This window comes from Roseomonas gilardii subsp. gilardii, assembly GCF_023078375.1.
In the GTDB taxonomy this organism is placed as follows: domain Bacteria; phylum Pseudomonadota; class Alphaproteobacteria; order Acetobacterales; family Acetobacteraceae; genus Roseomonas; species Roseomonas gilardii.
In genome coordinates, this window is sequence record NZ_CP095554.1 from 2,285,659 (window position 1) to 2,309,362 (window position 23,704).

24 protein-coding genes and 1 pseudogene are annotated in these 23,704 nt (G+C 71.9%); 3 read left to right on the forward strand and 22 right to left on the reverse strand.

Annotation, left to right across the window (positions count from 1 at the left end):
• Positions 1 to 144: 144 nt before the first annotated feature.
• The 3 genes from MVG78_RS22165 to MVG78_RS10255 all read right to left on the reverse strand — a co-directional run bounded on the left by MVG78_RS22165 (position 145) and on the right by MVG78_RS10255 (position 3,843).
• Entirely contained in the window at positions 145 to 834 is a 690-nt protein-coding gene (locus MVG78_RS22165) for a hypothetical protein (protein WP_486969863.1), read from the reverse strand.
• Complete coding sequence (locus MVG78_RS22170) at positions 768 to 2,753, reverse strand: AsmA family protein (protein ID WP_486969864.1); 1,986 nt, start codon at positions 2,751 to 2,753, stop codon at positions 768 to 770. The genes MVG78_RS22165 and MVG78_RS22170 overlap by 67 nt, the downstream gene beginning before the upstream one ends.
• A gap of 118 nt (positions 2,754 to 2,871) precedes the next feature.
• Entirely contained in the window at positions 2,872 to 3,843 is a 972-nt protein-coding gene (locus MVG78_RS10255; protein ID WP_247551206.1) for an RluA family pseudouridine synthase, read from the reverse strand.
• A 148-nt stretch (positions 3,844 to 3,991) separates the two neighbouring features.
• Between MVG78_RS10255 and MVG78_RS10260 the strand changes: the two genes are divergently transcribed.
• Positions 3,992 to 4,618: a flavin reductase family protein gene (locus tag MVG78_RS10260; RefSeq protein WP_247551208.1), complete on the forward strand. Its 627-nt coding sequence runs from the start codon at positions 3,992 to 3,994 to the stop codon at positions 4,616 to 4,618.
• Between the two features lie 345 nt (positions 4,619 to 4,963).
• On the opposite strand, the gene MVG78_RS10265 is transcribed toward MVG78_RS10260, so the two are convergent.
• The 4 genes from MVG78_RS10265 to MVG78_RS10280 all read right to left on the reverse strand — a co-directional run bounded on the left by MVG78_RS10265 (position 4,964) and on the right by MVG78_RS10280 (position 8,276).
• On the reverse strand, positions 4,964 to 6,367 hold the full coding sequence (locus MVG78_RS10265; protein WP_247551210.1) for a replication-associated recombination protein A: 1,404 nt from the start codon (positions 6,365 to 6,367) through the stop codon (positions 4,964 to 4,966).
• Between the two features lie 161 nt (positions 6,368 to 6,528).
• The gene (locus MVG78_RS10270) at positions 6,529 to 6,894 is read right to left on the reverse strand and encodes a hypothetical protein (RefSeq protein WP_247551212.1); all 366 of its coding nucleotides are present in this window, start codon (positions 6,892 to 6,894) and stop codon (positions 6,529 to 6,531) included.
• Between the two features lie 14 nt (positions 6,895 to 6,908).
• Positions 6,909 to 7,901 carry a GTP 3',8-cyclase MoaA gene (gene moaA, locus MVG78_RS10275; protein ID WP_247560392.1) on the reverse strand — a complete coding sequence of 331 codons (993 nt, stop codon included), beginning with the start codon at positions 7,899 to 7,901 and terminating at the stop codon, positions 6,909 to 6,911.
• 189 nt (positions 7,902 to 8,090) lie between these two features.
• Entirely contained in the window at positions 8,091 to 8,276 is a 186-nt protein-coding gene (locus MVG78_RS10280; protein WP_247551214.1) for a DUF3553 domain-containing protein, read from the reverse strand.
• Between the two features lie 137 nt (positions 8,277 to 8,413).
• On the opposite strand from MVG78_RS10280, the gene MVG78_RS10285 reads away from it, so the two are divergent.
• Complete coding sequence (locus tag MVG78_RS10285) at positions 8,414 to 9,004, forward strand: histidine phosphotransferase family protein (RefSeq protein ID WP_247551216.1); 591 nt, start codon at positions 8,414 to 8,416, stop codon at positions 9,002 to 9,004.
• Between the two features lie 43 nt (positions 9,005 to 9,047).
• Here MVG78_RS10285 and MVG78_RS10290 read toward each other — a convergent pair whose 3' ends face one another.
• Positions 9,048 to 9,461, reverse strand: coding sequence for a hypothetical protein (locus MVG78_RS10290; RefSeq protein WP_247551218.1), 414 nt, complete (start codon positions 9,459 to 9,461; stop codon positions 9,048 to 9,050).
• On the reverse strand, positions 9,458 to 10,807 hold the full coding sequence (locus MVG78_RS10295; RefSeq protein WP_428480636.1) for a FliI/YscN family ATPase: 1,350 nt from the start codon (positions 10,805 to 10,807) through the stop codon (positions 9,458 to 9,460). Before MVG78_RS10295 ends, MVG78_RS10290 begins: the two co-directional genes overlap by 4 nt.
• Before the next feature lie 110 nt (positions 10,808 to 10,917).
• Between MVG78_RS10295 and ctrA the strand changes: the two genes are divergently transcribed.
• Positions 10,918 to 11,658: a response regulator transcription factor CtrA gene (gene ctrA, locus MVG78_RS10300; RefSeq protein ID WP_247551220.1), complete on the forward strand. Its 741-nt coding sequence runs from the start codon at positions 10,918 to 10,920 to the stop codon at positions 11,656 to 11,658.
• A gap of 54 nt (positions 11,659 to 11,712) precedes the next feature.
• Here the strand turns inward: ctrA and MVG78_RS10305 are convergent.
• The 13 genes and pseudogenes from MVG78_RS10305 to MVG78_RS10365 form a co-directional block, all read right to left on the reverse strand.
• A pseudogene (locus MVG78_RS10305) lies at positions 11,713 to 12,541 on the reverse strand (CheR family methyltransferase).
• The gene (gene cheB, locus MVG78_RS10310) at positions 12,538 to 13,626 is read right to left on the reverse strand and encodes a chemotaxis-specific protein-glutamate methyltransferase CheB (RefSeq protein WP_428480637.1); all 1,089 of its coding nucleotides are present in this window, start codon (positions 13,624 to 13,626) and stop codon (positions 12,538 to 12,540) included. The pseudogene MVG78_RS10305 and the gene cheB overlap by 4 nt, the downstream one beginning before the upstream one ends.
• Positions 13,623 to 14,006 carry a response regulator gene (locus MVG78_RS10315; protein WP_247551222.1) on the reverse strand — a complete coding sequence of 128 codons (384 nt, stop codon included), beginning with the start codon at positions 14,004 to 14,006 and terminating at the stop codon, positions 13,623 to 13,625. Before MVG78_RS10315 ends, cheB begins: the two co-directional genes overlap by 4 nt.
• Before the next feature lie 10 nt (positions 14,007 to 14,016).
• Complete coding sequence (locus tag MVG78_RS10320; protein WP_428480638.1) at positions 14,017 to 14,508, reverse strand: chemotaxis protein CheW; 492 nt, start codon at positions 14,506 to 14,508, stop codon at positions 14,017 to 14,019.
• A 10-nt stretch (positions 14,509 to 14,518) separates the two neighbouring features.
• The gene (locus MVG78_RS10325) at positions 14,519 to 17,035 is read right to left on the reverse strand and encodes a hybrid sensor histidine kinase/response regulator (RefSeq protein ID WP_247551224.1); all 2,517 of its coding nucleotides are present in this window, start codon (positions 17,033 to 17,035) and stop codon (positions 14,519 to 14,521) included.
• 91 nt (positions 17,036 to 17,126) lie between these two features.
• A complete protein-coding gene (locus MVG78_RS10330) occupies positions 17,127 to 17,591 on the reverse strand; it encodes a hypothetical protein (RefSeq protein ID WP_247551226.1) in 465 nt (154 codons plus the stop codon).
• Between the two features lie 114 nt (positions 17,592 to 17,705).
• Entirely contained in the window at positions 17,706 to 18,638 is a 933-nt protein-coding gene (locus tag MVG78_RS10335) for a lipid A biosynthesis lauroyl acyltransferase (protein WP_247551228.1), read from the reverse strand.
• Between the two features lie 11 nt (positions 18,639 to 18,649).
• A complete protein-coding gene (locus tag MVG78_RS10340; RefSeq protein ID WP_247551230.1) occupies positions 18,650 to 19,672 on the reverse strand; it encodes a zinc-binding dehydrogenase in 1,023 nt (340 codons plus the stop codon).
• A gap of 55 nt (positions 19,673 to 19,727) precedes the next feature.
• Positions 19,728 to 20,984, reverse strand: a complete 1,257-nt coding sequence (locus MVG78_RS10345) for a beta-ketoacyl-ACP synthase (protein ID WP_247560399.1) — start codon at positions 20,982 to 20,984, stop codon at positions 19,728 to 19,730.
• Positions 20,985 to 20,989: 5 nt separating this feature from the next.
• Entirely contained in the window at positions 20,990 to 22,177 is a 1,188-nt protein-coding gene (locus MVG78_RS10350) for a beta-ketoacyl-ACP synthase (protein ID WP_247551232.1), read from the reverse strand.
• Positions 22,177 to 22,665 (reverse strand): 3-hydroxyacyl-ACP dehydratase FabZ family protein, encoded by a 489-nt coding sequence (locus MVG78_RS10355; protein WP_247551234.1) that lies wholly within the window; start codon positions 22,663 to 22,665, stop codon positions 22,177 to 22,179. Before MVG78_RS10355 ends, MVG78_RS10350 begins: the two co-directional genes overlap by 1 nt.
• 54 nt (positions 22,666 to 22,719) lie before the next feature.
• Positions 22,720 to 23,001, reverse strand: coding sequence for an acyl carrier protein (locus MVG78_RS10360; protein ID WP_247551235.1), 282 nt, complete (start codon positions 22,999 to 23,001; stop codon positions 22,720 to 22,722).
• 202 nt (positions 23,002 to 23,203) lie between these two features.
• Positions 23,204 to 23,599, reverse strand: a complete 396-nt coding sequence (locus tag MVG78_RS10365; protein ID WP_247551237.1) for a phosphatase domain-containing protein — start codon at positions 23,597 to 23,599, stop codon at positions 23,204 to 23,206.
• Positions 23,600 to 23,704 lie beyond the last annotated feature (105 nt).

Consider the following 23,704-nt stretch of genomic DNA (forward strand, 5'->3'; position numbering starts at 1 on the left):
TCCAACTCTCCACCGGTCCGCCCGTTCCGCGGAAACCCACCGGACCCTCGGACGGCCGGGAAGTTCCCCGAAAGGGACAGCGGACTCCACCTCCTGATCTAGACCAGATCGGCGCCGGGCCAAATGCGGCTGCCCCGGGGAGCATCAGCGCCGCAGCAGGCCGCGCAGCAGGTCGCCGACGCCGCCGGAGCGGTTCTCCTGCGCGGGCGGGGCCGGCACCGGCCCTTCGCGGCCATCCCGGGCGATGCGGAGCTGCGCGGCGCAACCGGCCTCGTCGCCCTCGCCCAAGGTCTGGCCCAAGATCTGGCCGAGAGCCTGCCCCAGCGCCTTGCCGGCCTCGCCCGCGGAATCGCCCCCGGCATCGCCCCGGTGGCTCGACAGCTCGCTCAGGATCGCGGCGCCGGCGCTTGCCGCGCCCTGCGGATCGGCGCGCAGGCGCGGCTGCGCCAGGGCGCCGTCCACCACCACCGGGATGGCCAGGCCGACGCCGCCGATGCGCGCGCGCGGCAGCAGCCGCAGGTCCAGCCGCTCCTGCCGCAGATCCACCGAGCCGGAGCCGAGCACGCTGGCGATGTCGGTCTCCAGCAGCATCGCCTGGGCATGGACCACGCCGTCCCGGGCCTGGAGGCGCAAAGCGAGGCAGCGCAGCGCCTCGCTGCCATTGCGCGGGGCATTGGGCAGCAGCAGGCGGCGCAGGTCCCCCGCGACCGCGTCGAGCAGGCTGATATCCACCCGCCCATCGGCCAAGGCGAGGCCCAGCGAGCCGTTCAGCCCGGCCGCCATCTCGCGCAGCGTCCTGCCCCTGGTGGAAAGCGCGGTCTCGGCATCGAGCATGCCGCTGGCGCCACCCGGTTGGCTACCCGGCTGGCCTCCGGCCCGGCCCATGGAAGGGAGCAGGGCGGGGACCAGCGCCGAGAGGTCGAGCGAGGGCGCGCGGACGGAAACATCCAGGCCAGGGGGCTGGCCGCGCCATCCGCCGCCACGCGCAGGGCGATCCGGCCGCCCGGCCCGTCCACGGCCAGCGGCTCGGCCAGCAGCCGCCCGCCATGCACGGCCAGCACCATCTCGCCGTTGCGCCAGTCCAGCCGGGCGGCGCGCAGCAGGCCGAGGCGGATGCGCAGATCGGCCTCCAGCGCGGCGAGGCGCTCCAGCGGCACCGGCAGGTCGGGAATGACCTTGCGGCTTCCGGCGGGCAGGGCGGGCGGCGCGGGGGAGGCCGGGGCGGCGGGCGTGGCGCCGCCGGAATCCTGGGCCTGGCCCGCAGCCTGGTCCGCGTTCGGGGCCGGGGCGGGTGGCAGCGGCGGCGGGATGGCATCGAGGTCGAGCCGCGCGATGTCGATCTGCCCGTCCAGCGCCGGCACGGCGCCGGGCCGCAGGCGCAGCCCGCCCGCCGCCTCGGCCTGCTCCGCGCGCAGGGCGAGGCTCCGCAGCCCGATCCATCCCTCCGCCTCGCCCACCAGATGCGTGCTGGCCTCCAGTCCCCGCAGGCCGGGCAGGGGCAGGCGCGCCCGCTGCCCGAGGGTGCGGAGGTCCTGCGTCTTCAGGGACAGGTCCAGCGCCGCGCCTTCGATCCCCGGCCCCGCCAGCGTGCCGCCCAGGGAAAGGGCGAGGTCCTCGCCCGTCACCCAGACCTGCAGCGGCCAGGGGCCCCGGCCGGACTGCACCGCGCGGGGCGGCGGCAGGTCGGCCTTCCAGCTCAGCGGCAGATCGCCGATCTGGGCCTCGCCGGTGGCGGCGACCCGGCCGTCGAGATCCGGCGCGGTGACCGTGACCGGTCCCAGCGAGAGATCCGGCCCGGTGTCGCGTTGGGGCAGGTCCACCTTGCCGGCGGCGAGGCGGATCGCGCTCGGCCCCCCGGGCGCGAGGTCCATGTCGAGGGCCAGATCCTCGGCCGGCGGCAGCCTCAGCCCCGGCACCAGCATCGCCAGCCGCGCGGAGCTGTCGGCGGAAACCCTCAGCCGGCCGGACCAGAGGCTGCCGGAGAAGTTGCCCGAAAGCTGCGCCTGTATCCCTTCGCCGGACAGGGAGGCATCGATGGGCCAGCCGGTGACTGGCTGTCCGGCGGCCGGTGCCGGCGCCCGTCCCGACAAGGCGGAACGCAGGCCGGACAGGGTGCCGCCGCGCGCATCGAGCGACAGGGCGAGGCCCTGGAAGCCGATATCGCCGGCCATGCGGAGCGTGCCGTCGCCATCGGTGCGCAGGGCCAGCCTTGGCAGGTCCAGCTGCTCGGTGAGGCCGGAACGCATGTCGTGCCAGACCGCCCGGCCGCCGCGCAGTTCCACCTGGCGCAGCTCCACCACATAGCCCCGGGCGGCATGCCCGCCCCCGGGTACTCCGCCCGCCGCTGGCGAGGCTTCGGGCGCGGTGGGCTGCGCCGCCTGCGCCGGGCCGGCGGCGTGGAAGCGCCAGTTGGGCTGCCCGGAGGCATCGGTCTCCAGCAGCAGTTGCGGCTCCACCACCGTCAGGTGCCGGACCTCCAGCCGCTGCGACAGGAGCGGCAGCAGCGCCACCTCCGCCTCCACGCGGCGGGCGGTGAACATCTCCGGCTGCGAGCCGCCCGGGGCATTGGCGAAGCGCGGCCCCTCCAGCACCACGGTCGGGACCAGGGCCAGCTTCAGCCCCACGGGCCCGGACAGGGTGAGGCGGCGCCCGGTGGCGGCAGTGACCGCGCTTTCCACCCGCTGGCGCAGGCTCTCTCCGTCCAGCAGCACCGACAGGGTGGCATAGCCCAGCAGCGGCAGGGCCAGGACCACCCCGCCCGCGATCCACCAGCCGCGCCGCCGCCGGGGCTTCCCGGCAGACCCCTCCGGTGACTCCCCCGGGGGCTCGCCGGGGGGCGCCACCCATCCATCGGCGCCTCGGGCGTGGCCATCACCCGCGGATCCAGCGGGCGCGCGGTGTCTTCGGCCGGTCGAAGCCAAGGAAAACGAAGGTCTCGTTCATGTGCGGTGGCAGCGGCGCCGCCACCTCCAGCCGCCCGCCCTCGGGATGCGGCACGGCGATGGCGCGGGCATGCAGGTGCAACTGGCCGGACAGGTCCTCCAGATGCGCCGCCGAGCCGCCATACTTGCCATCGCCCACGATCGGGCATTTCAGCGCCGAGGCGGCATGCACGCGGAGCTGGTGCGTGCGGCCGGTGAGCGGGTTCATCTCCAGCCAGGCCGCATGGCCGCGCGCCGCGTCCACGGTGCGGTAGTCGGTGATGGCGCGGGTGCCCTCGCCATCCTCGGCCGGGGCGGTGCGCTCGCCACGGGCACCGGCCTGCTTGGCGAGCGGCATGTTGATCCGCCCCTCGCGCGGGGTAGGCACCCCGGCGACCACGGCCCAGTAGGTCTTCTCCGCATCACGCCCGCGGAAGGCGGCGGCCAGCTTCGCGGCGGCGGCGGCGGTGCGGGCCAGCAGCAGCACGCCGGACGTGTCGCGGTCCAGCCGGTGGACCAGCCTCGGCCGTTCCTCCGAGCCGAAGCGCAGCGCGTCCAGCATGGCGTCGAGGTTGCGGGTGATGCCCGGCCCGCCCTGGACCGCCAGCCCATGCGGCTTGTCGAGGGCGATCACGCTGTTGTCGCGGTAGATCACCATGCGCTCCAGCATCGCCGCGTCGCGTTCCGAGACCTCGCGGACCGGCTTCGGCGCCGGGGCGCTGGGCATGGGCGGGATGCGGATCTCCTGCCCGGGCGCGAGGCGCGTGCCGGTCTCGGCCCGCTTGCCGTCGACGCGGATCTGCCCGGTGCGCAGCATCTTCTGCAGGGCGCCCTGGGTCAGGGCGGGATAGTGCCGGCGGAACCAGCGGTCGAGGCGCAGGTCGGCCTCGTCCGGTGCGACGGATCGGGTGGAAACGGTCATGACCGGGCGGGTTTAGCATCGCCCGGGCCCGGGCACAGCCCGCCGTGACGCGGGGGCGCGCGGGAAGCCGGCCCGCCTCGCCCCCGCCTCGCCAAGCCGGCCGAACCGGGGCAGGTTCGGCCCCAGCACCGGAGCAAGGCCCCCGCCCATGAGCCAGCAGGACGACACCCATTTCTACGAGCCGGCGAAGGGCCACGGCCTGCCGCACGACCCCTTCAACGCCATTGTCGGCCCGCGCCCCATCGGCTGGGTCTCCACCCAGGGCCGGGACGGCAGCGTCAACCTCGCGCCCTACAGCTTCTTCAACGCCTTCTGCTACACGCCGCCGATCATCGGCTTCTCCTCCACCGGAGCGAAGGACAGCCTGCGCAACACGCGGGAAACCGGGGAATTCGTCTGGAACCTGGCGACGCGCGAGCTGGCCGGGGCGATGAATGCGAGCTGCGCCCCGGTGCCCTACGGCACCGACGAATTCGCCCTGGCCGGGCTGGAGAAGGCGCCCTCCCGCCTCGTCGCGCCGCCGCGTGTGGCGGCCAGCCCGGTGCAGTTCGAATGCAAGGTCTCCGAGATCGTCCAGCTCAAGGGATATCGCGGCGACCCCGCCCGGGCCTGGCTGGTGCTCGGCGAGGTGGTCGCGGTGCATATCCGCCGCAGCCTGCTGAAGGACGGCATCTTCGACACCTTCGGCGCCGGGGTGATCCTGCGCGCCGGCGGCCCGAGCGCCTATGCCGCGATCGGGCCCGACAACCGCTTCGACATGCGGCGGCCCGGCTGAAGCGCGGCGGCCGGCATCCCGCGAACGGCGGAAGGCTTCGACGCCGAAAGGCGGTGGAGCCTTGCTCCGGGCCACACACCCCTTGCGTCCCGAGTTCCGCCCGCGCTATGGGAATAAAATCAACAGCCGACACACGTCCAGCGCAGGCCATCGCCAGGCCAAGCGACGACCTGCATCCATTCGGACGCATAAAGGGCTAAAATCCTAAAACGCTAAAATCCTAAAGCCTGAACCAGCACGCATGGCGGAAGGCTCCGAACCCATTACGCCGGGGGCTGACAGCACCGGCACCAGACCGCGGCACGCCCGGGGGCCATGCCTCCCGCCGCTCGCACCGGCTCCGCATCAGTCTTCCGGAGGCTGCCCCTCGCCGCGCCGCGCCGCCCGCAGCTCCTCCCACTGCTCCAGCCGTGCCGCCACCCGGGCCTCCGCGCCCCGGTCGGTGGGGCGGTAGAAGCGGCGCCGCGCCATCCCCTCGGGGAAGTAGTCCTGGCCGGAGAAGGCATCCTCCTGGTCGTGGTCATAGGCATAGCCATGGCCGTAGCCGAGCTGCTTCATCAGCTTCGTGGGCGCGTTCAGGATATGGGCGGGCGGCATCAGGCTGCCCGTCTCGGCCGCCGCGGCCTGGGCTTCCTTCCAGGCGACATAGGCGGCGTTGGACTTGGGCGCCGCGCCCAGATGCAGCACGAGCTGCGCCAGCGCCAGCTCCCCTTCCGGCGAGCCGAGCCGCTCATAGGCTTGCCAGGCCGCCAAAGCGAGGTGCAGCGAGGCGGGATCGGCGGCGCCGATATCCTCCGAGGCGAAGCGCAGCAGGCGGCGGGCGATGTAGCGCGGGTCCTCCCCGCCCCGGACCATGCGCGCGAACCAGTAGAGCGCGGCATCCGGGTCCGAGCCCCGCAACGACTTGTGCAGGGCGGAGATGAGGTTGAAATGCTCCTCCCGGTCCTTGTCGTAGAGCGCGGCACGCTTCGCCAGCAGCTCCGACAGCCCCCGCGCATCCAGCGGCGCCGTGTCCTCGGGCAGGGCAAGGAGCTGTTCCGCCATGTTCAGCAGGTAGCGCCCGTCGCCATCGGCCATGGCGCGCAGCGCGGCCCGCGCCGCCTCGTCCAGCGGCAGGGGGCGCCCCGCCTCCTCCGCGGCGCGGTCCAGCAGCAGGTCCAGCGCCGCATCGTCCAGCCGCCGCAGCACCAGCACCTGGCAGCGCGAGAGCAGCGCGCCGTTCAGGGCGAAGGACGGGTTCTCCGTGGTGGCGCCGACCAGCACCACCGTGCCGTTCTCCACCACCGGCAGGAAACCGTCCTGCTGCGCCCGGTTGAAGCGGTGGATCTCATCCACGAAAAGCAGCGTGCCCTGGCCATTCTGACGCCGGGCGCGGGCCTCGTCGAAGGCGCGCTTGAGATCGGCGACGCCGGAAAAGACCGCCGAGAGCGGCGCGAAGCGCAGCCCGGCCTCATCGGCCAGCAGGCGCGCGATGGTGGTCTTCCCCACCCCGGGCGGCCCCCACAGGATCAGCGAGGCCAGGGCGTTGCGGTCGAGCATCCGGCGCAGGCTGCCCTGCGGGCCGAGCAGGTGGTCCTGCCCGACCACCTCCGACAGGCGGCGCGGGCGCAGGCGGTCGGCCAGGGGCGCCGTGGCGGAGGGGGGCACATCCCCGGCGGGGTCCGGCCCGGAGGCGGGAGGCTGGCCGAACAGATCCGGCGCGGCGCGGGATGTCTCCCGGGATGTCTCTGGGGCACGCTTGGGCGGCATGGGCGTAACCTAGGGCAGATCGCTCCGGAACGGCATCGCCCGGGCGCATGAATCCGCGCCCCGGACGGAAACCCAGGGCTTCCACGGCGGAGGCGGGCGAAGCGGAACCGTCCCGGCGCCCGGAAAGGCACCCGGAAACGGGCGCGGGGCTGGCCACGCCCTCAGCGCAGCCGCGGCTCCTGCCGGTAGCCGCGGGCGCCCGGCACCTCCGGCGGCGGCGGCACGGGCGGCGTGGTGCGGACCGGCCGGATGTCGCGCGGCGGGGTGGCCCGCATCGAGGGCGGGCTTTCCCAGCCTTCCTCGGGCGTGAGGCGGCGCGAGGAGGGCAGTTCCGGCAGGCGCATGGCCAGGGCGCGGATATCGTCCTGGATCTCGTCGAGCTGTGCCTCCAGCGATTCCAGCCGACCCTTCACGCCGAAGACGCTGAAGGGCATCAGCAGGAAGGCGATCGCCGCCAGCAGCAGCAGCAGGGCGACCACGAGGCCCGACCATTCGGGCAGGCCCGGTATCGCAAGGGAATGGATCAATTCGGACGGCACGCTCAGCCCCCGGTGACGGACATGTGACGATGCAGTGCAGGACGAGCCTGCCTCCGGTCAATCACGAAGTCATGTCCCTTGGGCTTGCGGGCGATGGCATCGCGGATCGCCTCGCGCAATCCGGCCTCCCCGAGCGCCGGGTCGCGCAGCGGGCGGCGCAGGTCCGCCGCATCCTCCTGCCCCAGGCACATGTAGAGCGTGCCCGTGCAGGTGAGGCGGACCCGGTTGCAGCTCTCGCAGAAATTGTGGGTCAGCGGCGTGATGAAGCCGAGGCGGCCGCCGGTCTCCGCCACGCGGTAGTAACGCGCCGGGCCGCCGGTGCGGTGGTCGCTCTCCTCCAGCGTCCAGTTCCGCCGCAGGCGCGACCGCACCAGGGAGAGCGGCAGGTACTGGTCGGTGCGGTCGCCGCCGATCTCCCCCAGCGGCATGGTCTCGATCAGGGTGAGGTCGAAGCCGTGCTCGCCGCACCAGGCGATCATGCGGTCGAACTCGGCCTCGTTCACATCCTTCAGCGCCACGGCGTTGATCTTCACGGCGAGGCCGGCGGCCTTGGCGGCGAAGATGCCGTCCAGCGTCTGGTCCAGCTTTCCCCAGCGCGTGACCGCGCGGAAGGTGCCCGGGTCCAGCGTGTCGAGCGAGACGTTCACCCGCCGCACCCCGGCATCGTAGAGATCGTCCGCCAGCTTCGTGAGCTGCGTGCCGTTGGTGGTGACCGTCAGCTCCCGCAGCCCACCGCCGTTCAGCCGCGCGCCCAGAGCGCGGAAAAGGGAGATCACGTTGCGCCGGACCAGCGGTTCGCCGCCGGTCAGCCGGATGCGCTCCACCCCCAGGTCGATGAAGGCGCCGCAGAGCTTCTCCAATTCCTCCAGGCCGAGGACTTCCGCCTTCGGCAGGAAGGTCATGTCCTCCGCCATGCAATAGACGCAACGCAGGTCGCAACGATCCGTGACCGAAACGCGCAGATAGCTGATGCGCCGCCCGAAGGGATCTTCCATCGGCAGGGGCGCCACCCCAGCGGGGGCGGTGTCGGCAGGAAAGGGAAAGGTCAGGTCGGACACGATGGCCTTGGCGTCTGTTGATGGACCCGGCGGAACGGCGGCGGCTGGTCCCCCGATGTGGCGGGACGGGACGGCCGCCGCAAGGGCCGCACCGTCCGGGAGGGCTGGGGCCCTTCCCAGGATCCCTTAATGATCCGACACGATTTCCAGCGTCACATGCAGCGTGTTGATCAGCAGCTTGCCGGCATGTTCGAAGTTGACCGTCACACGCTCCCCGGTCACGGACTGCACCTGGCCGGTGCCCCAGTCGGGGCGCGACGGATGCCGCACGCGCATTCCGGGCTCGATCAGATCGCTGTTGGCGCTGGACATGTCCAGAGCATGGCACCGGCCCGCACCCAGTGTCCATGACGCGGGCCGTCACGGCGGCGGAAGGAAAGGCAGGCGTTCATCTTGCGGCAACCGCCGATCCGCCAGAGAGCATGCTTTCCCACGGGACCGATGCCGGAATGCGATTCGACCTATCCCTGACCCAGGATCTCTGCGCCCGCCTCTGCCATGACCTGGGCGGACCCCTGGGCAGTGTGTCCGGTGCGCTCGACCTGATCGGGCCGATGGACGAGGCCGCTCTGGTGGCCCGCGAAAGCGCCGAGGTGCTGGAAGGCCGGCTACGGCTCTGGCGCGCCCTGGCCGGCGCCGGTGCCGGCCCGCTGGACCGGGAGGGCCTGGACGCCCTGCTGGCCGGCGGCTTCGGCGGCGGCCGCGTTTCCGCCGACCTGTCCGGCATGGAGGGCGGGGAACTGCCCGCCACCATGGCCCGCGCGGCGCTGGCGGCCGCCATGCTGGGTGGCGAGGCCCTGCCGCGCGGCGGAAAGGTGCGGCTTTCCGGCGGCGCCGGCGCCCTCCTGGTGGTGCCGGAAGGGCGGAACGCCCACTGGCCCCCCGGCCTGGCCCTGGTCCTGGCGGGAGAGACGGTGAGCGGCCCGCGCGAGGTGCTCGCGCCGCTTCTGGTCACCCTGGCGGAAACGGCGGCCTGCCGGTTGGACATGGTGCCGTCCGGAACCGGCGGGATCGACGGGCTGAGCCTGCTGCCGCTCTGACGACACCAGGGGTGGGCGCCGCCCTCTCACCGGCGGGCTGGTTTCAGCCCGTCTTGCCGCGAAGCCCCGCCGCATCGAGCGCCTGACGCTCCGCCTTCGCGGCGCGGCGCCCGGCCTCGGTCTCCCGCTTCTCCTGCAACCGCTCCACCGCCCGTTCCGCGGCGCGGGCCGTCGCCAGCGCCGTCCGCGCCTGCTCCGCGGCGGCTTCCGCCCGCCGGGCGGCCTGCGTGGCCTCGTCTCTTTGCCGCAGCCCGAGGGGGAGCCAGGCCGCATGGTCGCGCGGTTCGGCGGCCAGTGTCGCCTCGCGCCGCAGGACCTCCGCCGCCGCCTGGGCGGATTGCTCCGCGGCGGAGAGCCGCGACAGGCGGTCGCCGAAGATGCGCTTCGCCTGCTCCACCTCCATCGCCCGCAGCCGCCGCAGCACGGCCAGGGGATCGCGCGCGCCCGGCCGGCTCACGCGCCCTCCAGCGCGCTGGCCAGCCGCAGAAAGGCATCCTCCACCGTGCCACGCTCCTCCTTGCCCTGGGCCAGCACGGCCTCGATGCGGGGCGCCAGGCGGATGGCCTCGTCCACCGCCGGGTCGCTGCCGGCGCGATAGGCCCCCAGCCGCACCAGATCCGCCATGTCCCGGTGCAGCGACAAAATCCTCCGCGCCCGCGCCAGCAGGGGCCGTTCCTCCGCACGCAGGCAGCCCGGGGAGGTGCGCGACAGTGAGCGCAGCACGTCCACCGCCGGGTAGCGCCCCGCCTCGCCGATGGCACGGTCGAGCACGACATGGCCATCGAGGATGCCGCGCACGGCATCGGCCACCGGCTCGTCATGGTCGTCGCCCTCCACCAGCACGGTGAAGAGCCCCGTGATGCTGCCGCCGCCCGCGCCCTCCGCCGCCATGCCGGCGCGTTCGAGCAGGCGCGGCAGCTCCGCGAAGACAGAGGGAGGATAGCCCTTCGTGGCGGGGGGCTCGCCGGCCGCGAGCCCGATCTCCCGCAGCGCCATGGCGAAGCGGGTGACGCTGTCCATCAGCAGCAGCACGCGCCGTCCCTCGTCACGGAAATGCTCGGCGATGGTCATCGCCGCCAGGGCGGCGTCGCGGCGTTCCATCGGCGAGGCATCGGAGGTGGCGCAGACCACCACGCTGCGCGCCCGGCCCTCCGGCCCGAGATCGTCCTCCAGGAACTCCCGCAACTCGCGCCCCCGTTCCCCCACCAGGCAGATCACCGCCACGTCGCAATCGGCGCCCCGCGCCAGCATCGACATCAGCGTCGATTTGCCGACGCCCGAAGCAGCGAAGAGGCCCAGCCGCTGGCCGCGCCGACAGGTGGCGAAAAGGTCGAGCGCGCGGACGCCCAGGTCGATCCTGTCCCCCAGGCGCTGGCGCAGCCCGGCCAGGGGCGGTGCCGCATGGAGGCGGCGTGACCGGGCGCCCGACGGCAGATTCGGCCCGCCATCCATGGGACGCCCACGGGCATTCACCACCCGCCCGAGCCAGCCGTCGGAAGGGGCGATTCCGGCCTCCCCGTCGAACCGGACCACGTCACCGACGGCCACTCCGTCCGGCCTGCGGTCCAGGGCGGCATGGATTCTTCCAGAATTTGCAGCAATGGATTCTAATTTGATACAATCACCATTATTGGAGATTATCTGGAACTGAGAGCCGATCGGGAGGGGTGGATGGAAGCCGGACAGAGTCAGCCCCTGCGACAGCATGGATTCCACCGTTCCATGCCTAATAATATTTTGTTTTTGCTTGATTAAATTTGAAAGGGCCAGGAGGCGTGGCGGCAACGAGCCAAAGGAGTCCATATCTTTTATGATATCCGTCTCATGTCTTCATTCGCTTCATCTCTAAAATGACCCTTTTCAGTTTCCGAATTATGAGGCCAAATGCACGCATAGGATGTGGAGCAAAAAAGATGCGAGTTCTTCTGGTTGAGGATGATCTCACAACCGCCCGCGGCATCTCCCTGATGCTGAAATCGGCCTCGATGATCGTGGACACGGCCGATACGGGCGAGGAAGCGATGGAACTGGCCCGCCTCTATGACTACGACATCGTCATCCAGGATCTGATGCTTCCGGATATGGAGGGCTATGAGGTCGTGCGCCGGCTGCGGGCTGCGCGCATCGAGACCCCGGTGCTGATCCTCTCTGGCCTTTCCCGGCCGCAGGCGAAGGTGAAGGGCTTCGGCATGGGGGCCGACGACTTCATCGTGAAGCCCTTCGACCAGCAGGAGCTGATTGCCCGCATCCAGGCCATCGTGCGCCGCGCCAAGGGCTTCGCGCAGCCCAGTCTGACGGTGGGCAACATGACGCTCGACCTTGCCTCCCGCGAGGTGACGGTGAGCGGCCGGCCGGTCCATCTGACCAGCAAGGAATACGCAACGCTGGAACTCCTGACCCTGCGCAAGGGCGCGGTGCTGACAAAGGAAGCCTTCCTCAACCACCTCTATGGCGGCATGGATGAACCGGAGGTGAAGATCATCGACGTCTTCATCTGCAAGCTGCGCAAGAAGCTGGCCCAGGCGGGCTGTTCCGACCTGATCGGCACGGTCTGGGGCCGCGGCTATGTGCTGCGGGACCCGGTGGGCAATCCCCGGGCCGGAAAGGCGCAGAAGGCCGAGGAAACCCCTAAGATCCCCCTCGTCGCCGCCTGAAAGGGGCGGACCAGGGCAAGGGGGCTTTTGTATCCATCGCGCGATGGCGCCGCCCTACCGCGTCGGTACGGCAGCGGCGCCGCGCAGCCGGTGCGGCCCGCGCTCACCGGGCACGGGCACCAGGCCATCGGTCACGCCGAGGACCGTTTCGGCCCCACCCAGATACAGCAGGCCATCCGGCGCCAGGCGCCCGGCCAGCGCCTCCAGCACATGCCGCTTCGTCGGCATGTCGAAATAGATCAGCACGTTCCGGCAGAAGATCACGTCGAAACGGCCCAGCCCGCGCAGATCCTCCAGCAGGTTGCCTTCCATGAAGCGCACGCGGGCGCGCAGTTCCGGCGAAGCGCGCCAGCGTGCCTTCCTGCCGGAAATACTTCACCAGGAGCTGGATCGGCAGGCCCCGCTGCACCTCGAACTGGCTGAAGACGCCCTCCTGCGCGCGGGCGACCACCTCGCGGCTCAGATCGGTGCCGAGGATCTCGCAGCCCCGCCCACCCATCCGGCCCTGCAACTCGTCCAGGATCATGGCGATCGAATAGGCTTCCTGCCCCGTGGAACAGGCGGCGGACCAGATGCGCAGCTTCTGCCCCGGGGGCCGCGCGGCCGCCAGCCCGGGCAGCGCGCGGCGCAGATGGTCGAAGGGTTTGCCGTCCCGGAAGAAGGAGGATTCGTTGGTGGTCAGCGCCTCCGTGACCTCCTGCGCCAGCCCCTGGGCACCCGGGGCCTGCAACCGGCTGGCCAGGAGCCGCAGGTCGCCCAGCCCATGGCGGCGGAGCAGGGGGGCCAGCCGGGTTTCCAGCATGTATCCCTTGTCCTCCCCCAGCACGATGCCGGAACGCGCCTGCACCAGTGCGGCGATGACCGACAGGGCCGTGGCGCTCATGTCCGCACCCCCGCCGGGCCGCTGGGCGGCGGTGCCCAGCGCTGTTGCCGCAGCCGTTCCGCCAGCCCCTCCGGCGGCAGCAGCACCTCCGCGAGGCCGGCCCGGGCCACGGCGCCGGGCATGCCCCAGACCACCGAGGACGCTTCGTCCTGCGCCAGGACGGTGCCGCCCGTCGCCGCCACCGCGCGGCTGCCGGCCAGGCCATCCGAGCCCATGCCGGTGAGGATCACCGCCAGGACGCGGCCCTGGCAGGCGGCGACCAGGCTGCGCAGCATCGGGTCCACCGCCGGGCGGCAGAAGTTCTCGGGCGGCGAATCGCTCAGCCGGGCCAGGAGCGCCCCGCCGTCGCGCACCGCCAGCAGGTGGCGGTCCCCCGGGGCGAGATAAAGTTGCCCCGGCCGCAGGACCTCGCCGTCGCGGGCCTCACGCACCGGCAGGACCCCCAGGCGCGACAGATGGTCCGCCAGCATGGAGGGAAAGCCCGCCGGCATGTGCTGCACAGCCAGGACGGGCACCGGCGGCGGGCTGCGCAGCCCGCGCAGCAGCGCCGCCAGGGCCTGCGGCCCGCCAGTGGAACTGCCGATCGCCAATACCTGCGCCTCCTGCCGCGCGCGCTGCGGTGGCGGGGGCGGCAGGGCGGGAGGCCGTGGCGCGTTCCGGCGCATGCGGGCCCAGCCCCTGACCTTCTCCACCAGTTCCGTGCGGAAGGCCTGATCGGCCATGCCGCCCGCGGCGGCCATGGGCTTGGGCATGTAGTCCACGGCCCCGGCCCGCAGCGCCGCCATGGCCATCGCCGCGCCGCGCTGCGTCAGCGAGGAGGCGACGATGACGCTGGGGCGCGGCTCGCAGCGCAGCAGCAGGGGCAGGGCGGTCATCCCGTCCATCACGGGCATCTCCAGGTCGAGCAGCACCACCTCCGGCCGCTCGGCGGGGGGCAGGGCGGCGAAGGCGGCGAGGGCGGCGCGCCCGTCGCCCGCCCGGGCGACGATGCGCAGGCCGGGATCGGCCTCCAGGATGCGGCTGAAGGCGGCGCGGACCGTCAGGCTGTCGTCGCACAGCATAACCCGCACGGAGGAAGCGCTCACGCGGCTCCGCCAGCCGGGGCGAAGCCCATCACCGCCAGCTTGTCGGCCAGGATCGCCTCGTCGAAAGGCTTCATGATGTATTCCCGCGCCCCGGCCTCCAGCGCTTCCATGATCCGGGGCAGGCTGGCCTCGGTGGTGCAGAACATGACCGGCGGACAGGCCTCGCCGAGATCCCGCCGCAATGCGCGCAGGCATTCCAGGCCATCCATCACCGGCATGTTGCGGTCGAGCAGGATCAGGTCGGGCCGTGCCGCCTGGCAGGCGCGCAGGGCGGCCGCCCCGTCCTCCGCCTCGCGCACCGTGAAGCCGAACCGCTCCAGCATCCCGCGTGCGACCCTGCGCACCACGCGGCTGTCATCCACCACCAGGCAATCGGGCATCTCTGCCTCCTCATCCGATCGCGAGGAGGCGATCGACATCCAGCAGGACCAGGAGCTGCCCCTCCTCGCCCGCCATGCCGCGGAAGACGCCCCGTGCGGTCTCGCGCCAGAGCGGCTCCAGGGTCGGCGGGTTGGGCGCCGCCTCCCCCAAGGCCAGCGGCACGACATCGCCGACACTGTCCACCAGCAGCGCGTAGAGCTCGCTGCCCTGTTCCACCACCACCGCCATGGGGCCGGGCGCGTCGGCTGGGCGGGCGGGCAGGTGGAGCCGTCGCCGCAGGTCCATCGCCGTGACGATGCGGCCCCGCAGGTTCAGGCTGCCGGCGATCTCGGGCGGCGCCAGCGGGATCGGCGTGGTGGCCTGCGGCAGCAGGACATCCCGGACACGCTGGACCGGCACGCAGCAGAGCTGGCCGCCCACGGTCAGGGTCAGGAAGACCTCGGTTTCCCCGGAGGGCATTTCCCGGGAAGGGGGCAGGCGATCCGCCTTGGTCATGCTCATGGCTGTCTCCTCATTCCGTCGCCATGGCGGGCCATTGTGTCGGGGTGCCAAGGCATTGCCGCAGGGAGGCAAGCAGGCCCTCCCGGTCGAGCTTGCCGACATAGTCCGTGAAGCCTGCCTCGCGCGCTTGGCGGATCGCCTCCGGCGTGGTGCGCGAGCTGAGCGCGATCATCGGCAGGCCGGCCCAGGCGCCACCCTGGCGCAGCGTGCGGGCCAGTTCGATGCCGCCCAGCTCCGGCATCTCGATATCGGAGACGATGGCGTCGAAGCTCTCCTCCGCCTCCCGCAGCCGGAGCGCTTCCGCCCCGTTCGCCACCGCCGTGACCTGATAGCCCGCGGCGGACAGCATGGGCCCGACGACGCCACGGAAGAAGGCGCTGTCCTCGACGAGCAGGAGGCGGGTCCGGGCGGCAGCGGTCTCGAACCAGCCTTCCCCACCCTGTTCCAGCCACCAGGCGCAATCCAGCACCTCCGTGGCGCGGCCGGCGATCACCGCCGTGCCGAGATAGCCGGGGCAGGTCGAGGCCTGCTCGATCCGCAGCCTCTCCTCGACGACATCCAGGATGCTGTCCACCATGAGCCCCATGACGCGGTCATGCTCGGTGAAGACCAGCACCGCCTGGCGCGTCCCGGCGTGGCCCGGGCTCCATCCCGGAGAGAGCGGCACCAGCGGCATCAGCCGGCCGCGATACTGCGTCATCCAGCGGCCCCCCGAGACCTCGATGCGCTCCGCCGGGATGTCCTCCAGCCGCGACACCAGGGCGAGCGGCACCGTCTTGGGCGTGGCGTCGCCGGCGGTGAAGAGGAGCAGGGCCGAGGCCGTGCTGGTGGTGCGCGCCGGGGCGGGCTTGCGCTCCGCCTCCAGGCCACGGTCGCCGCCGATGCCGGCGGCGCGTGCGATTCCGGCGGGGTCGGCGATCATGATGACGGTGCCGTCGCCCAGGATGGTGTTGCCGCTGAAGACGGTGAGGTGCCGCAGGATCGGCGCCACCGGCTTCACCACGATCTCCTCGGCATCGAAGATCCGGTCCACGATGATGCCGAAGAGGTCGCTGCCGAGCTGGGTCACGACGACGAAGCCGCCATCCTCGCCCGCCCCGCCATCCAGCCGCAGCAGGCCGGACAGGGAGACCAGCGGCAGCAGCCGGTCGCGCAGCCGCAGCACGGCGGCGTCCTTGATGCGTTCGATCCGGGCGCCGCTGCTGCCCACGCGCACCAGTTCCAGCACGCCGATCTGCGGGATGGCGAAGCGCTCGCTCCCCGCCTGGACCACGAGTGCGGAGACGATGGCCAGGGTCAGCGGGATCTTCACCACGAAGGTGCTCCCCTTGCCCTCGCGCGACCGCACCTCGACCGTGCCGCCGATGCGCTCGATGTTGGTCTTCACCACATCCATGCCGACGCCGCGGCCGGATACGGCGGTGACGGCGGCGGCGGTGGAGAAGCCGGGGTGGAAGATCAGCCGCTGCACGTCGCGCTCGCTCATCGCCGCGAGCTCGGCTTCCGTCACCAGGCCCTGCGACAGCGCCTTGGCGCGGATACGCTCCAGCGCCAGGCCACGGCCGTCATCGCCCACTTCCATGACGATGTGGCCGCCCTCGTGATAGGCATTGAGCAGGATGCGGCCGGTGTCCGGCTTGCCGGCGGCGCGGCGCTGCTCGGCGGTTTCCAGTCCGTGATCCGCGCTGTTGCGGACCATGTGCGTCAGCGGGTCGCGGATCATCTCCAGCACCTGCCGGTCGAGCTCCGTCTCGGCGCCGCGCATCTCCAGCTCGATGCGCTTGCCGAGTTCGCGCGACAGGTCGCGCACCAGCCGGGGCAGCTTCTGCCAGGCATTGCCGATCGGCTGCATGCGCGTCTTCATCACCCCTTCCTGCAGGTCGGAGGTGATGTGGGAGAGCCGCTGCAAGGGCACCGACAGGGCGGCGTCATCACGCCCGCGCACGCTTTGCAGGAGCTGGTTGCGGGTCAGCACCAGTTCGCTCACCAGCACCATCAGCTCCTCCAGCACCTCCACCGACACGCGGATGGTCTGCTGGGCGGCGACGGGCGTGGCGTCCGGGGCCTCGGCGGCGGGTTCGGGCGAAGGCGCGGCGGCGGTTTCCGTGGCGCCTGATTCCCTGGTCCCGGCTCCCCTGGGCTCGGCCAGCCGTCCCTCATAGGCTTCGTTCAGCGCATGCAGCAGCGCGGCATCGTCCCCTTCCGCCTCCGTCCCCGTGCTGGCGATGCCGGCGACGATGAGCTTCACGCGGTCCAGCGCCGAGAGGATCAGCGTGACGCCCGCCGAGGTGACGGGGAGCTGCCCGTCGCGGTAGCGCCCAAGGACGTTCTCCGCCGCATGGGCCACGCGTTCCAGCCTCGGCAGGCCGAGGAAGCCGCAGGTGCCCTTGATCGTATGCACCAGGCGGAAGACCTCGGAGAGGGTCTGGCGGTCCTCCGGCACACGCTCCAGCCGCAGCAGGGCGTCGTCGAGGGCCGCCAGCCCTTCATGGGTTTCCGTCAGGAAATCGGCGAGCAACTCGTCCATCGTCGTCCCGCTTCGGTCACGACGGATGGAATAGGGCTCCGGTCACGAAGATTCCGTGAAGACGGCACCGGAGCCTGGCGAGTGACGCACCTCATCCCGCCGGCGCGCGGTGCTCCTCCAGCGCGGCGAGGGCCGAATGCGTGTGCTGCCTCGCCTCGTCCAGACGGCCCTGGCCCAGTGCCGTGCGGGCGTCGGAGATCATCCGCACGACCGGGGCATGGTCAGGGATATCGGCCCGTGCGGGCGTCACGGAACGGTCCAGCAGGCGGGTTTCCGCCATTTCCAGCGCCTGTTCCGCCGCGCCGGTGTGGTGCGAGTCGAGATCCGACAGGGCCGCGTGCAGGTAGCGGGCGGGATGCGCCTCGTCGCCGAAGCGCGGTTCCGGCAGGCTGGGCGCGACCACGCCATGCGTGTCGGCCGGCAGGATGTTGCTGGCCACGGTCGCGGCGGGTTCGCGGCCCATCTCCTGCGCCGTGCCGTTCGTGGCAGCGAAGGCGGGCAGGCCGAAGGCGGTGGAGCCCAGCAGGAGCAGGGGAAGAAGGGGTTTGCGGATCATGTCATCCTCCAGAATTGGTGGACGATGAAAGAACCGGGGCGGCGCTCCGGTGCTGCGTGATCGCTGGCTGAAATTCCGGCACAGGTGCGGAAACCGGCCGGAAACACGCGGCGCTCAGCGCCAGCGGCGATGCATCCAGAGCCACTGGCCCGGATGCTCGCGCACCCAGCCGGCGATGACGTCGTTCATGGCCTGCGTCGCCGCCGCGACGTCGATCTGTCCTTCCGCGTCGCGTGGCAGCTCCAGCGGCTCCGTCACCTCCACGCGGAAGCGCCCGCCGGGCAGGCGGATGGCGCGCACCCCGCGCACCGGGCAGTCGAAGCGCCGGGCCAGGTTGGCGAGCAGGGGGTTGGCCGGGGTCGGGCGCCCTAGGAAATCGATCACCGGGCCACGGCTGAAACGCTGGTCCACCAGCATGGCGACGATGCCGCCGGCCTGCAGCACCTTGGCCAGTTTCGTCGGGGCGGTGATGCCGGCCGGCACCATCTCGCCCATCAGGTCGCGCCGCATGCCGGTGATCAGTTCGGCGATCGCCTTGTTGTTCGGCGTCCGGTAGAGCACGGCCGTGTCCAGCCCGTGCTTGCGCGCTGCCACCGCCGGCAGTTCCCAGTTCGCGAGATGCGAGGCGAAGACCACCACCGGCCCGCCGCTCTCGCGCACCTGCCGGAAGCGATCATAGGTCGCGTCGTCGATCTCCACGCGGCCGCCCGGGTGGCGCTCCTCGGTCAGGTCCCAGATCTCGCCCAGATGCACGTATTCGCAGGCGGTGCGGCCGAGATTGTCCCAGGCTTCCATCGCCACCTGAAGGTGCCAGGCCTCGTCCTTTTCCGGGAAGGAGGCCCGGATGTTCTCCAGCGCGATGCGGTGCTGTTTGAACAACGGGCCAAGCTTCCGGGCCACGGCGGCGCCGAGGCGCGGACCGCGGTCCGGCCCCATGGCGCGCATGGCCGCGAAGGCGCCGCGCACGAGCAGGGCCAGGGCGCCGTCGCGCCAGCGGAGGGCGCGGAGCTGGGCCTTGCGCCAGCGGTAGCGGAGTTCCGGGGTCACGATGCCGGGGCTTACAGCGTCACCACGATCTTGCCGAAGACGCGGCGGCTTTCGAGCCGGTCCAGCCCCTCGGTGAAGCGTTCCAGCGGGATCACCGTGTCCAGCACCGGGGTCATGCCGCCCGCCATCCTGGCCAGCCCGTCGGCCACGTTGCGCATGGAGGCGCCGAAGGAGCCGAAGATCCGGAGCTGGCGCTGGAAGATCATCATCAGGTTGGTCTCGGCCGATACGCCGGAGGTCGAGCCGCAGGTGACCAGCCGCCCGCCCATCCTGAGCGAGAGCAGCGAACCCGCCCAGGTCGAGGCGCCGACATGCTCGAACACCACATCCACGCCGCGCTTGCCGGTCACGCGCCGGGCGACGGTGGGGAAGTTCTGGGTGTTGTAGTTCACCACATGGTCGGCGCCGAGCGCCCTGGCCTTCTCGCACTTCTCGTCATCGCCCGCCGTGGCGATGACGGTGCAGCCGAGCGCCTTGGCCTCCTTGATCGCCACCGTGCCGATGCCGGAGCCCGCGGCCTGGATCAGGATCGTCTCGCCCGGCTCCAGCCTCGCATTGTCGAAGAGCATGTGCTCGACGGTGGAGAAGGTGATGGTGGCGCAGGCGGCATCGTTCGTGGCGACATTCTCCGGCACGCGGATCAGCAGCCGCGCCGGGATGTTCACCAGTTCCTGCGCGAAGCCGTCGAGATGGAAGCCCATCACGCCGCCGACATTCTCGCAGAGATTGTCGCGCCCCTCGCGGCAGGCCCGGCAATGGCCGCAGGTGAGCGCGCCATAGGGCGCCACGCGGTCGCCCACCTTCCAGCCGCTCACGCCCTCGCCGGCGGAGACCACCTCGGCCACCGCCTCGGCGCCCGTCACCAGCGGCAGGTTCCGCTTGGCGAAGGCCATGCCGCGCCAGCCCCAGACATCGATATGGTTCAGCGCCACCGCCAGCGGACGGATCTGCACCTCGCCCGGGCCGGGCGGCGGAGGCGGGGCGATGTCGTCGATCCGCAGGTCGCGGTCGCCATGCAGGCGCAGGGCGCGCATCAGCGGGCACTCCGGTTCACGTTACGCATCTTCGATGTTCCACGACCGGAGCGCATCAGCGCGGCTCCGCCGAGAGGACGAGGCAGGTGTTCTGCCCGCCGAAACCGAAGGAATTGGACAGCACGTGCGTCACCTGGGCCTCGCGCGCCACATTCGGCACCACGTCCAGGGTGATGCTCGGATCGGGCTCGTCATAGTTGATGGTGGGCGGCAGGCGGCCGTCGCGGATGGTGAGCAGCGAGAACAGCGCCTCCAGCGCCCCGGCGGCCGAGAGGGTGTGGCCGATCATCGACTTGTTGGAGGAGATCGGCGGCGCGTCCTCGCCGAAGACGGCGCGCATGCCGAGATTCTCCATCTTGTCGTTCTCGGGCGTGCCGGTGCCGTGCGCGTTGACATAGGAGATGTCCCAGGGCTTCAGCCCGGCATCGGACAGAGCCACGCGCATGGCGCTGATCACCGCGTTGCCGTCCGGATTGGAGCGGGTGCGGTGGAAGCTGTCGGCCCGCTCTCCACAGCCGGAGACGAGGCCGAGGATGCGGGCGCCACGCGCCACGGCGCTGTCGTAATCCTCCAGCACCAGCGCCGCCGCACCCTCGCTCATCACGAAGCCCGCACGGTTCTTCTCGAAGGGGCGGGAGGCCTTCTCCGGCTCCTCGTTGCGGGTGGACAGGGCGGAAAGCAGCGAGAAGCGGATCAGCGATTCCGGCTGCACCGTGCCATCCGCGCCCACCGCGATGCAGGCCGTGGCCTCGCCGCGCTGGATCGCCTCGACGGCGAGCTGGATCGAGGAGGCACCGGTGGCGCAGGCGGTGGTGATGGCCACCGGAGCGCCGCGCGTGCCGAAGCGTTCGGCCAGGCGCTCACCGATGCCGCCATAGAGGATGCGCTCGTGAATCTCCGGATGGCCGATGGCCGCCAGCGTCATCGCGGCATAGCCGGGGCCGGCCTCGCGGGCGAGGGTGAAGCGCTCCGGCCATTCCATCTCCACCGGCGGCATGCCGAGGAAGAGCGGCCCGGGAAAGCGGCCCGGCTGGCCCAGCGCGGCCATCTCCAGCGCTTCCTGCACGGCGATCGCGGCGATGCGCTCCACCCGGACGGGGGTGGAGAAGGGCTCGCGCCCGGCCTCCTCCGGCAGGTCCACCGTGCCGGCAATGGTGGTCCGCAGGTGTTCGGTGGGGAAGCGGGTGATCCGGCGCAGGCCCGAACGGCCGGCCAGCAGCGCGGACCAGCTTTCCGCCACGCCGAAGCCCAGCGGGGTGACGGCGCCGATGCCGGTGACGGCGACCAGGGGGCGCCCGAGATGGTCCTGCATGCCGCTCACGCCTCTGCTTTCGACAGGCTGGCCAGGGCCTCGCCGCGCCATTGGCCGAAGCCGGTGACGAGGATACGCCGGGGCGCGGCGGCCTCGCCTGTTCCCGCCTCCGGGTCCGCCGGGTCGATCGGCGGATAGAAGCCGTCGCGCGACAGCGCCAGCGCCGCCAGGGCGGTGTTCACCATGAAGGCGCCCTCCACCCCATGACCGATCAGGCTGCCGGTCCGGCGCGGCACCACGGCGCCGTCCTGGCCGAGCGAGGCCAGGAAGCGCTCCTCCTCGGCCCAGGCGGCGGGGGCGCCGGACGCGCCGGAGATCACGGCGGCGGCGGGGCCGCCGACCAGGGGCAGCAGCGCCGTGGCCGCCGCGGCGGACTGGCCGGGGCTGGAGCGGTGGGCGGAATCCGTGGCCACGGCATCCAGCCGGGCCAGCGCCCTGGCGCCGCGCGCGCGGGCATGGTCGGCGGCCTCCAGCACGAGATAGGCGGCCATGGAGCCCAGCACCATGCCGCCGCCCTCACGCTCGGAGAGGGGACGGAATTCCCCCTGCCAGAGGCCGCTGCGGGCGTAGAGGATCAGCATGTCCCAGCGCGAGGCGGCGAAGCCGCCGCCGACCAGGGCAATCTCGCCGCGCCCCTCGCTGATCCGCGCCCGGGCGATGCGCAGAGCATCGGCCGCCGCCACCTCCTCCCCCATCAGGGTGCGGGAGGAGCCGGTGACGCCATGCACGATGGAGATGTTGCCGGCCACGAGGTTGGAGAGCTGCGCCAGGAACAGCGTCGGCCGCAGGCCGGTGGCCAGCATCTCGTTCAGCCGGGCGCCGCTGTCGCTGCTTTGGGCGAGTTCCGCGGTGATCTGCTCGTCCAGCGCCACGTCGCGCTCGCCGCCGCCGGCGGCCACCACCAGATGTGTCTCGCCCGCTAGGTCGCGCGCGCGCGCATCGTCGAGCGCGAGGCCGGCGGCATAGGTGTTCAGCCGCTGCCAGGGCTCCATCTGCCGCTGGTCGCCGCGCCTGGGGATCTGCCGGTCGAGGTCCAGGGCGGGGAGGGGATGCACCAGCCAGGGCGCGAAGCCCGTCTCGTCCAGCACCGGGCGGCGTTCCGGCGCCCGCAGCGCCTCCCAGTGCGTGTCGCTTCCTTCGCCCAGCGAGGTGACGAGGCCGATGCCGGTGATGACGACGTCGCGCTGACGCATCAGCTGCTGGCTCCCTGAACGGAAGGCTGCGCGGCCAGGGCCTCGTCCAGCCCGATGGCGGCGGCGCGCTCGCGCATCGCCTTCTCCAGGTCAGGGGCAGGGAAGGGCATGATGCGCAGCATGATCTCGGCATCGCAGAGGCGCTTGCCGCCGCTTTCGATCCGCGCCGCGGTCACGGCATAGCCGGAGCCGTCATGCACGATCCGGGCGGTGACATCGAGCTTCGCGCCTGGTCCGACGAAGGAGCGGAACTTCGCCTCCTTCACCGAGGAGAGGAAGGGCATGGCCGAAAGGCTGTTGCGCGCCAGCAGCAGCCAGCCCGCGGCCTGGGCCATGGTTTCCACCAGCAGCACGCCGGGCACCAGCGGATGGCCAGGGAAATGCCCCTCGAAGACCGGCGAGGCGTCGGGCACGGTACTCTCCACCGCGATGGCGTCGCCGTCGAAGGACCGTACCCGGTCCACCATCATGAAGTATTCCAGGCGCACCGGGCGTCCTCCGTCTCTGGCCGTCCCTTCCGGCCGTGCCGGGAAATGCGGGCGTCAGGCGCCCTTGGCCGCCACCAGTTCCTCGACCCGGGCCGCGAGGTTCTTCATGACGAAGTACTGCTCGGCCGGGGCGGTGCCGGCATTCACGTCCTGCGTCCACTTCTCCACCGGCACCTTGATGCCGAATTCCTTGTCGATCGCGAAGACGATATCGAGGAAGTCCAGGCTGTCGATGCCCAGATCGTCGATCACATGGCTGTCGGGTGTGATCTTGTCGCGGGGGACTTCGGAATTGGCGGCGATGATATCGGCGATGCGCTCGAAGGCCGAGGCCATGGACGGCTCCTGAATGGGCAAGGGTCGCCGCCCGTACCTCCCGTCTCGGGGAAATCCCGCTCGGGAAGACGAGGGCGTCGGTCGGAACAGGGGGCGGGTGATGGACCGGAATGGGGGCGGGTGTCCATAGGGCTTGCGGCCCCGCCGCCTCCGGCCCCCTCAACCATGGGGGCCATGGGATACCGCCGCGGACAGGATCGCGTCATGGCCACCCATCCTGGGCTCTATCCTGGGCCAGGACCCAGGCTTCCTGCTCCGCCGTCTCGATCGCCCCTGGCCGCGCCCGCCGCACCTGCATGACGGCCTCCGGCGCCGGCAGCCCCCGGGCCACCAGCAGTGCCGCCGCCACGGTGCCGGAACGGCCCAGGCCGCCCCAGCAGTGGATCGCCAGCCTTTCCCCGGCATCGAGCCGCTCCAGGAGCCGGCCGGACAGCATCCGCCAGGCTGGGCCGGGGATACCATAATCCGGAACGGGAAAGCTGACCCAGCCGATATGCGCGTGGCCGAGCCGTGCCGCCAGCGCCGCCGCATCGGGGAATTCGCCGGGCTCGCAGAGGCTGAGCAGCCAGTTCGCCCCCCAGCGGCGCAGGGCCGCCACATCGGCGGCGAGGTCGCCATGGCGGCCCGGGCAATGGGTGATGGCCAGCGCGCCGGGCGGCGGCCAGGGCAGGGGGGTCAGCTCCGGGGGCGGGACGGGATGGGG

Bases quoted from the DNA above. Each gene is read 5' to 3' on its own strand.
- MVG78_RS22165 (WP_486969863.1), bottom strand. From the start codon at position 834: ATGCTCGATGCCGAGACCGCGCTTTCCACCAGGGGCAGGACGCTGCGC.
- MVG78_RS10255 (WP_247551206.1), bottom strand. From the start codon at position 3,843: ATGACCGTTTCCACCCGATCCGTCGCACCGGACGAGGCCGACCTGCGC.
- MVG78_RS10260 (WP_247551208.1), top strand. From the start codon at position 3,992: ATGAGCCAGCAGGACGACACCCATTTCTACGAGCCGGCGAAGGGCCAC.
- MVG78_RS10265 (WP_247551210.1), bottom strand. From the start codon at position 6,367: ATGCCGCCCAAGCGTGCCCCAGAGACATCCCGGGAGACATCCCGCGCC.
- moaA (WP_247560392.1), bottom strand. From the start codon at position 7,901: ATGGAAGATCCCTTCGGGCGGCGCATCAGCTATCTGCGCGTTTCGGTC.
- MVG78_RS10280 (WP_247551214.1), bottom strand. From the start codon at position 8,276: ATGTCCAGCGCCAACAGCGATCTGATCGAGCCCGGAATGCGCGTGCGG.
- MVG78_RS10285 (WP_247551216.1), top strand. From the start codon at position 8,414: ATGCGATTCGACCTATCCCTGACCCAGGATCTCTGCGCCCGCCTCTGC.
- MVG78_RS10295 (WP_428480636.1), bottom strand. From the start codon at position 10,807: ATGGACTCCTTTGGCTCGTTGCCGCCACGCCTCCTGGCCCTTTCAAAT.
- ctrA (WP_247551220.1), top strand. From the start codon at position 10,918: ATGCGAGTTCTTCTGGTTGAGGATGATCTCACAACCGCCCGCGGCATC.
- MVG78_RS10315 (WP_247551222.1), bottom strand. From the start codon at position 14,006: ATGCCCGATTGCCTGGTGGTGGATGACAGCCGCGTGGTGCGCAGGGTC.
- MVG78_RS10320 (WP_428480638.1), bottom strand. From the start codon at position 14,508: ATGAGCATGACCAAGGCGGATCGCCTGCCCCCTTCCCGGGAAATGCCC.
- MVG78_RS10325 (WP_247551224.1), bottom strand. From the start codon at position 17,035: ATGGACGAGTTGCTCGCCGATTTCCTGACGGAAACCCATGAAGGGCTG.
- MVG78_RS10330 (WP_247551226.1), bottom strand. From the start codon at position 17,591: ATGATCCGCAAACCCCTTCTTCCCCTGCTCCTGCTGGGCTCCACCGCC.
- MVG78_RS10340 (WP_247551230.1), bottom strand. From the start codon at position 19,672: ATGCGCGCCCTGCGCCTGCATGGCGACCGCGACCTGCGGATCGACGAC.
- MVG78_RS10345 (WP_247560399.1), bottom strand. From the start codon at position 20,984: ATGCAGGACCATCTCGGGCGCCCCCTGGTCGCCGTCACCGGCATCGGC.
- MVG78_RS10350 (WP_247551232.1), bottom strand. From the start codon at position 22,177: ATGCGTCAGCGCGACGTCGTCATCACCGGCATCGGCCTCGTCACCTCG.
- MVG78_RS10360 (WP_247551235.1), bottom strand. From the start codon at position 23,001: ATGGCCTCGGCCTTCGAGCGCATCGCCGATATCATCGCCGCCAATTCC.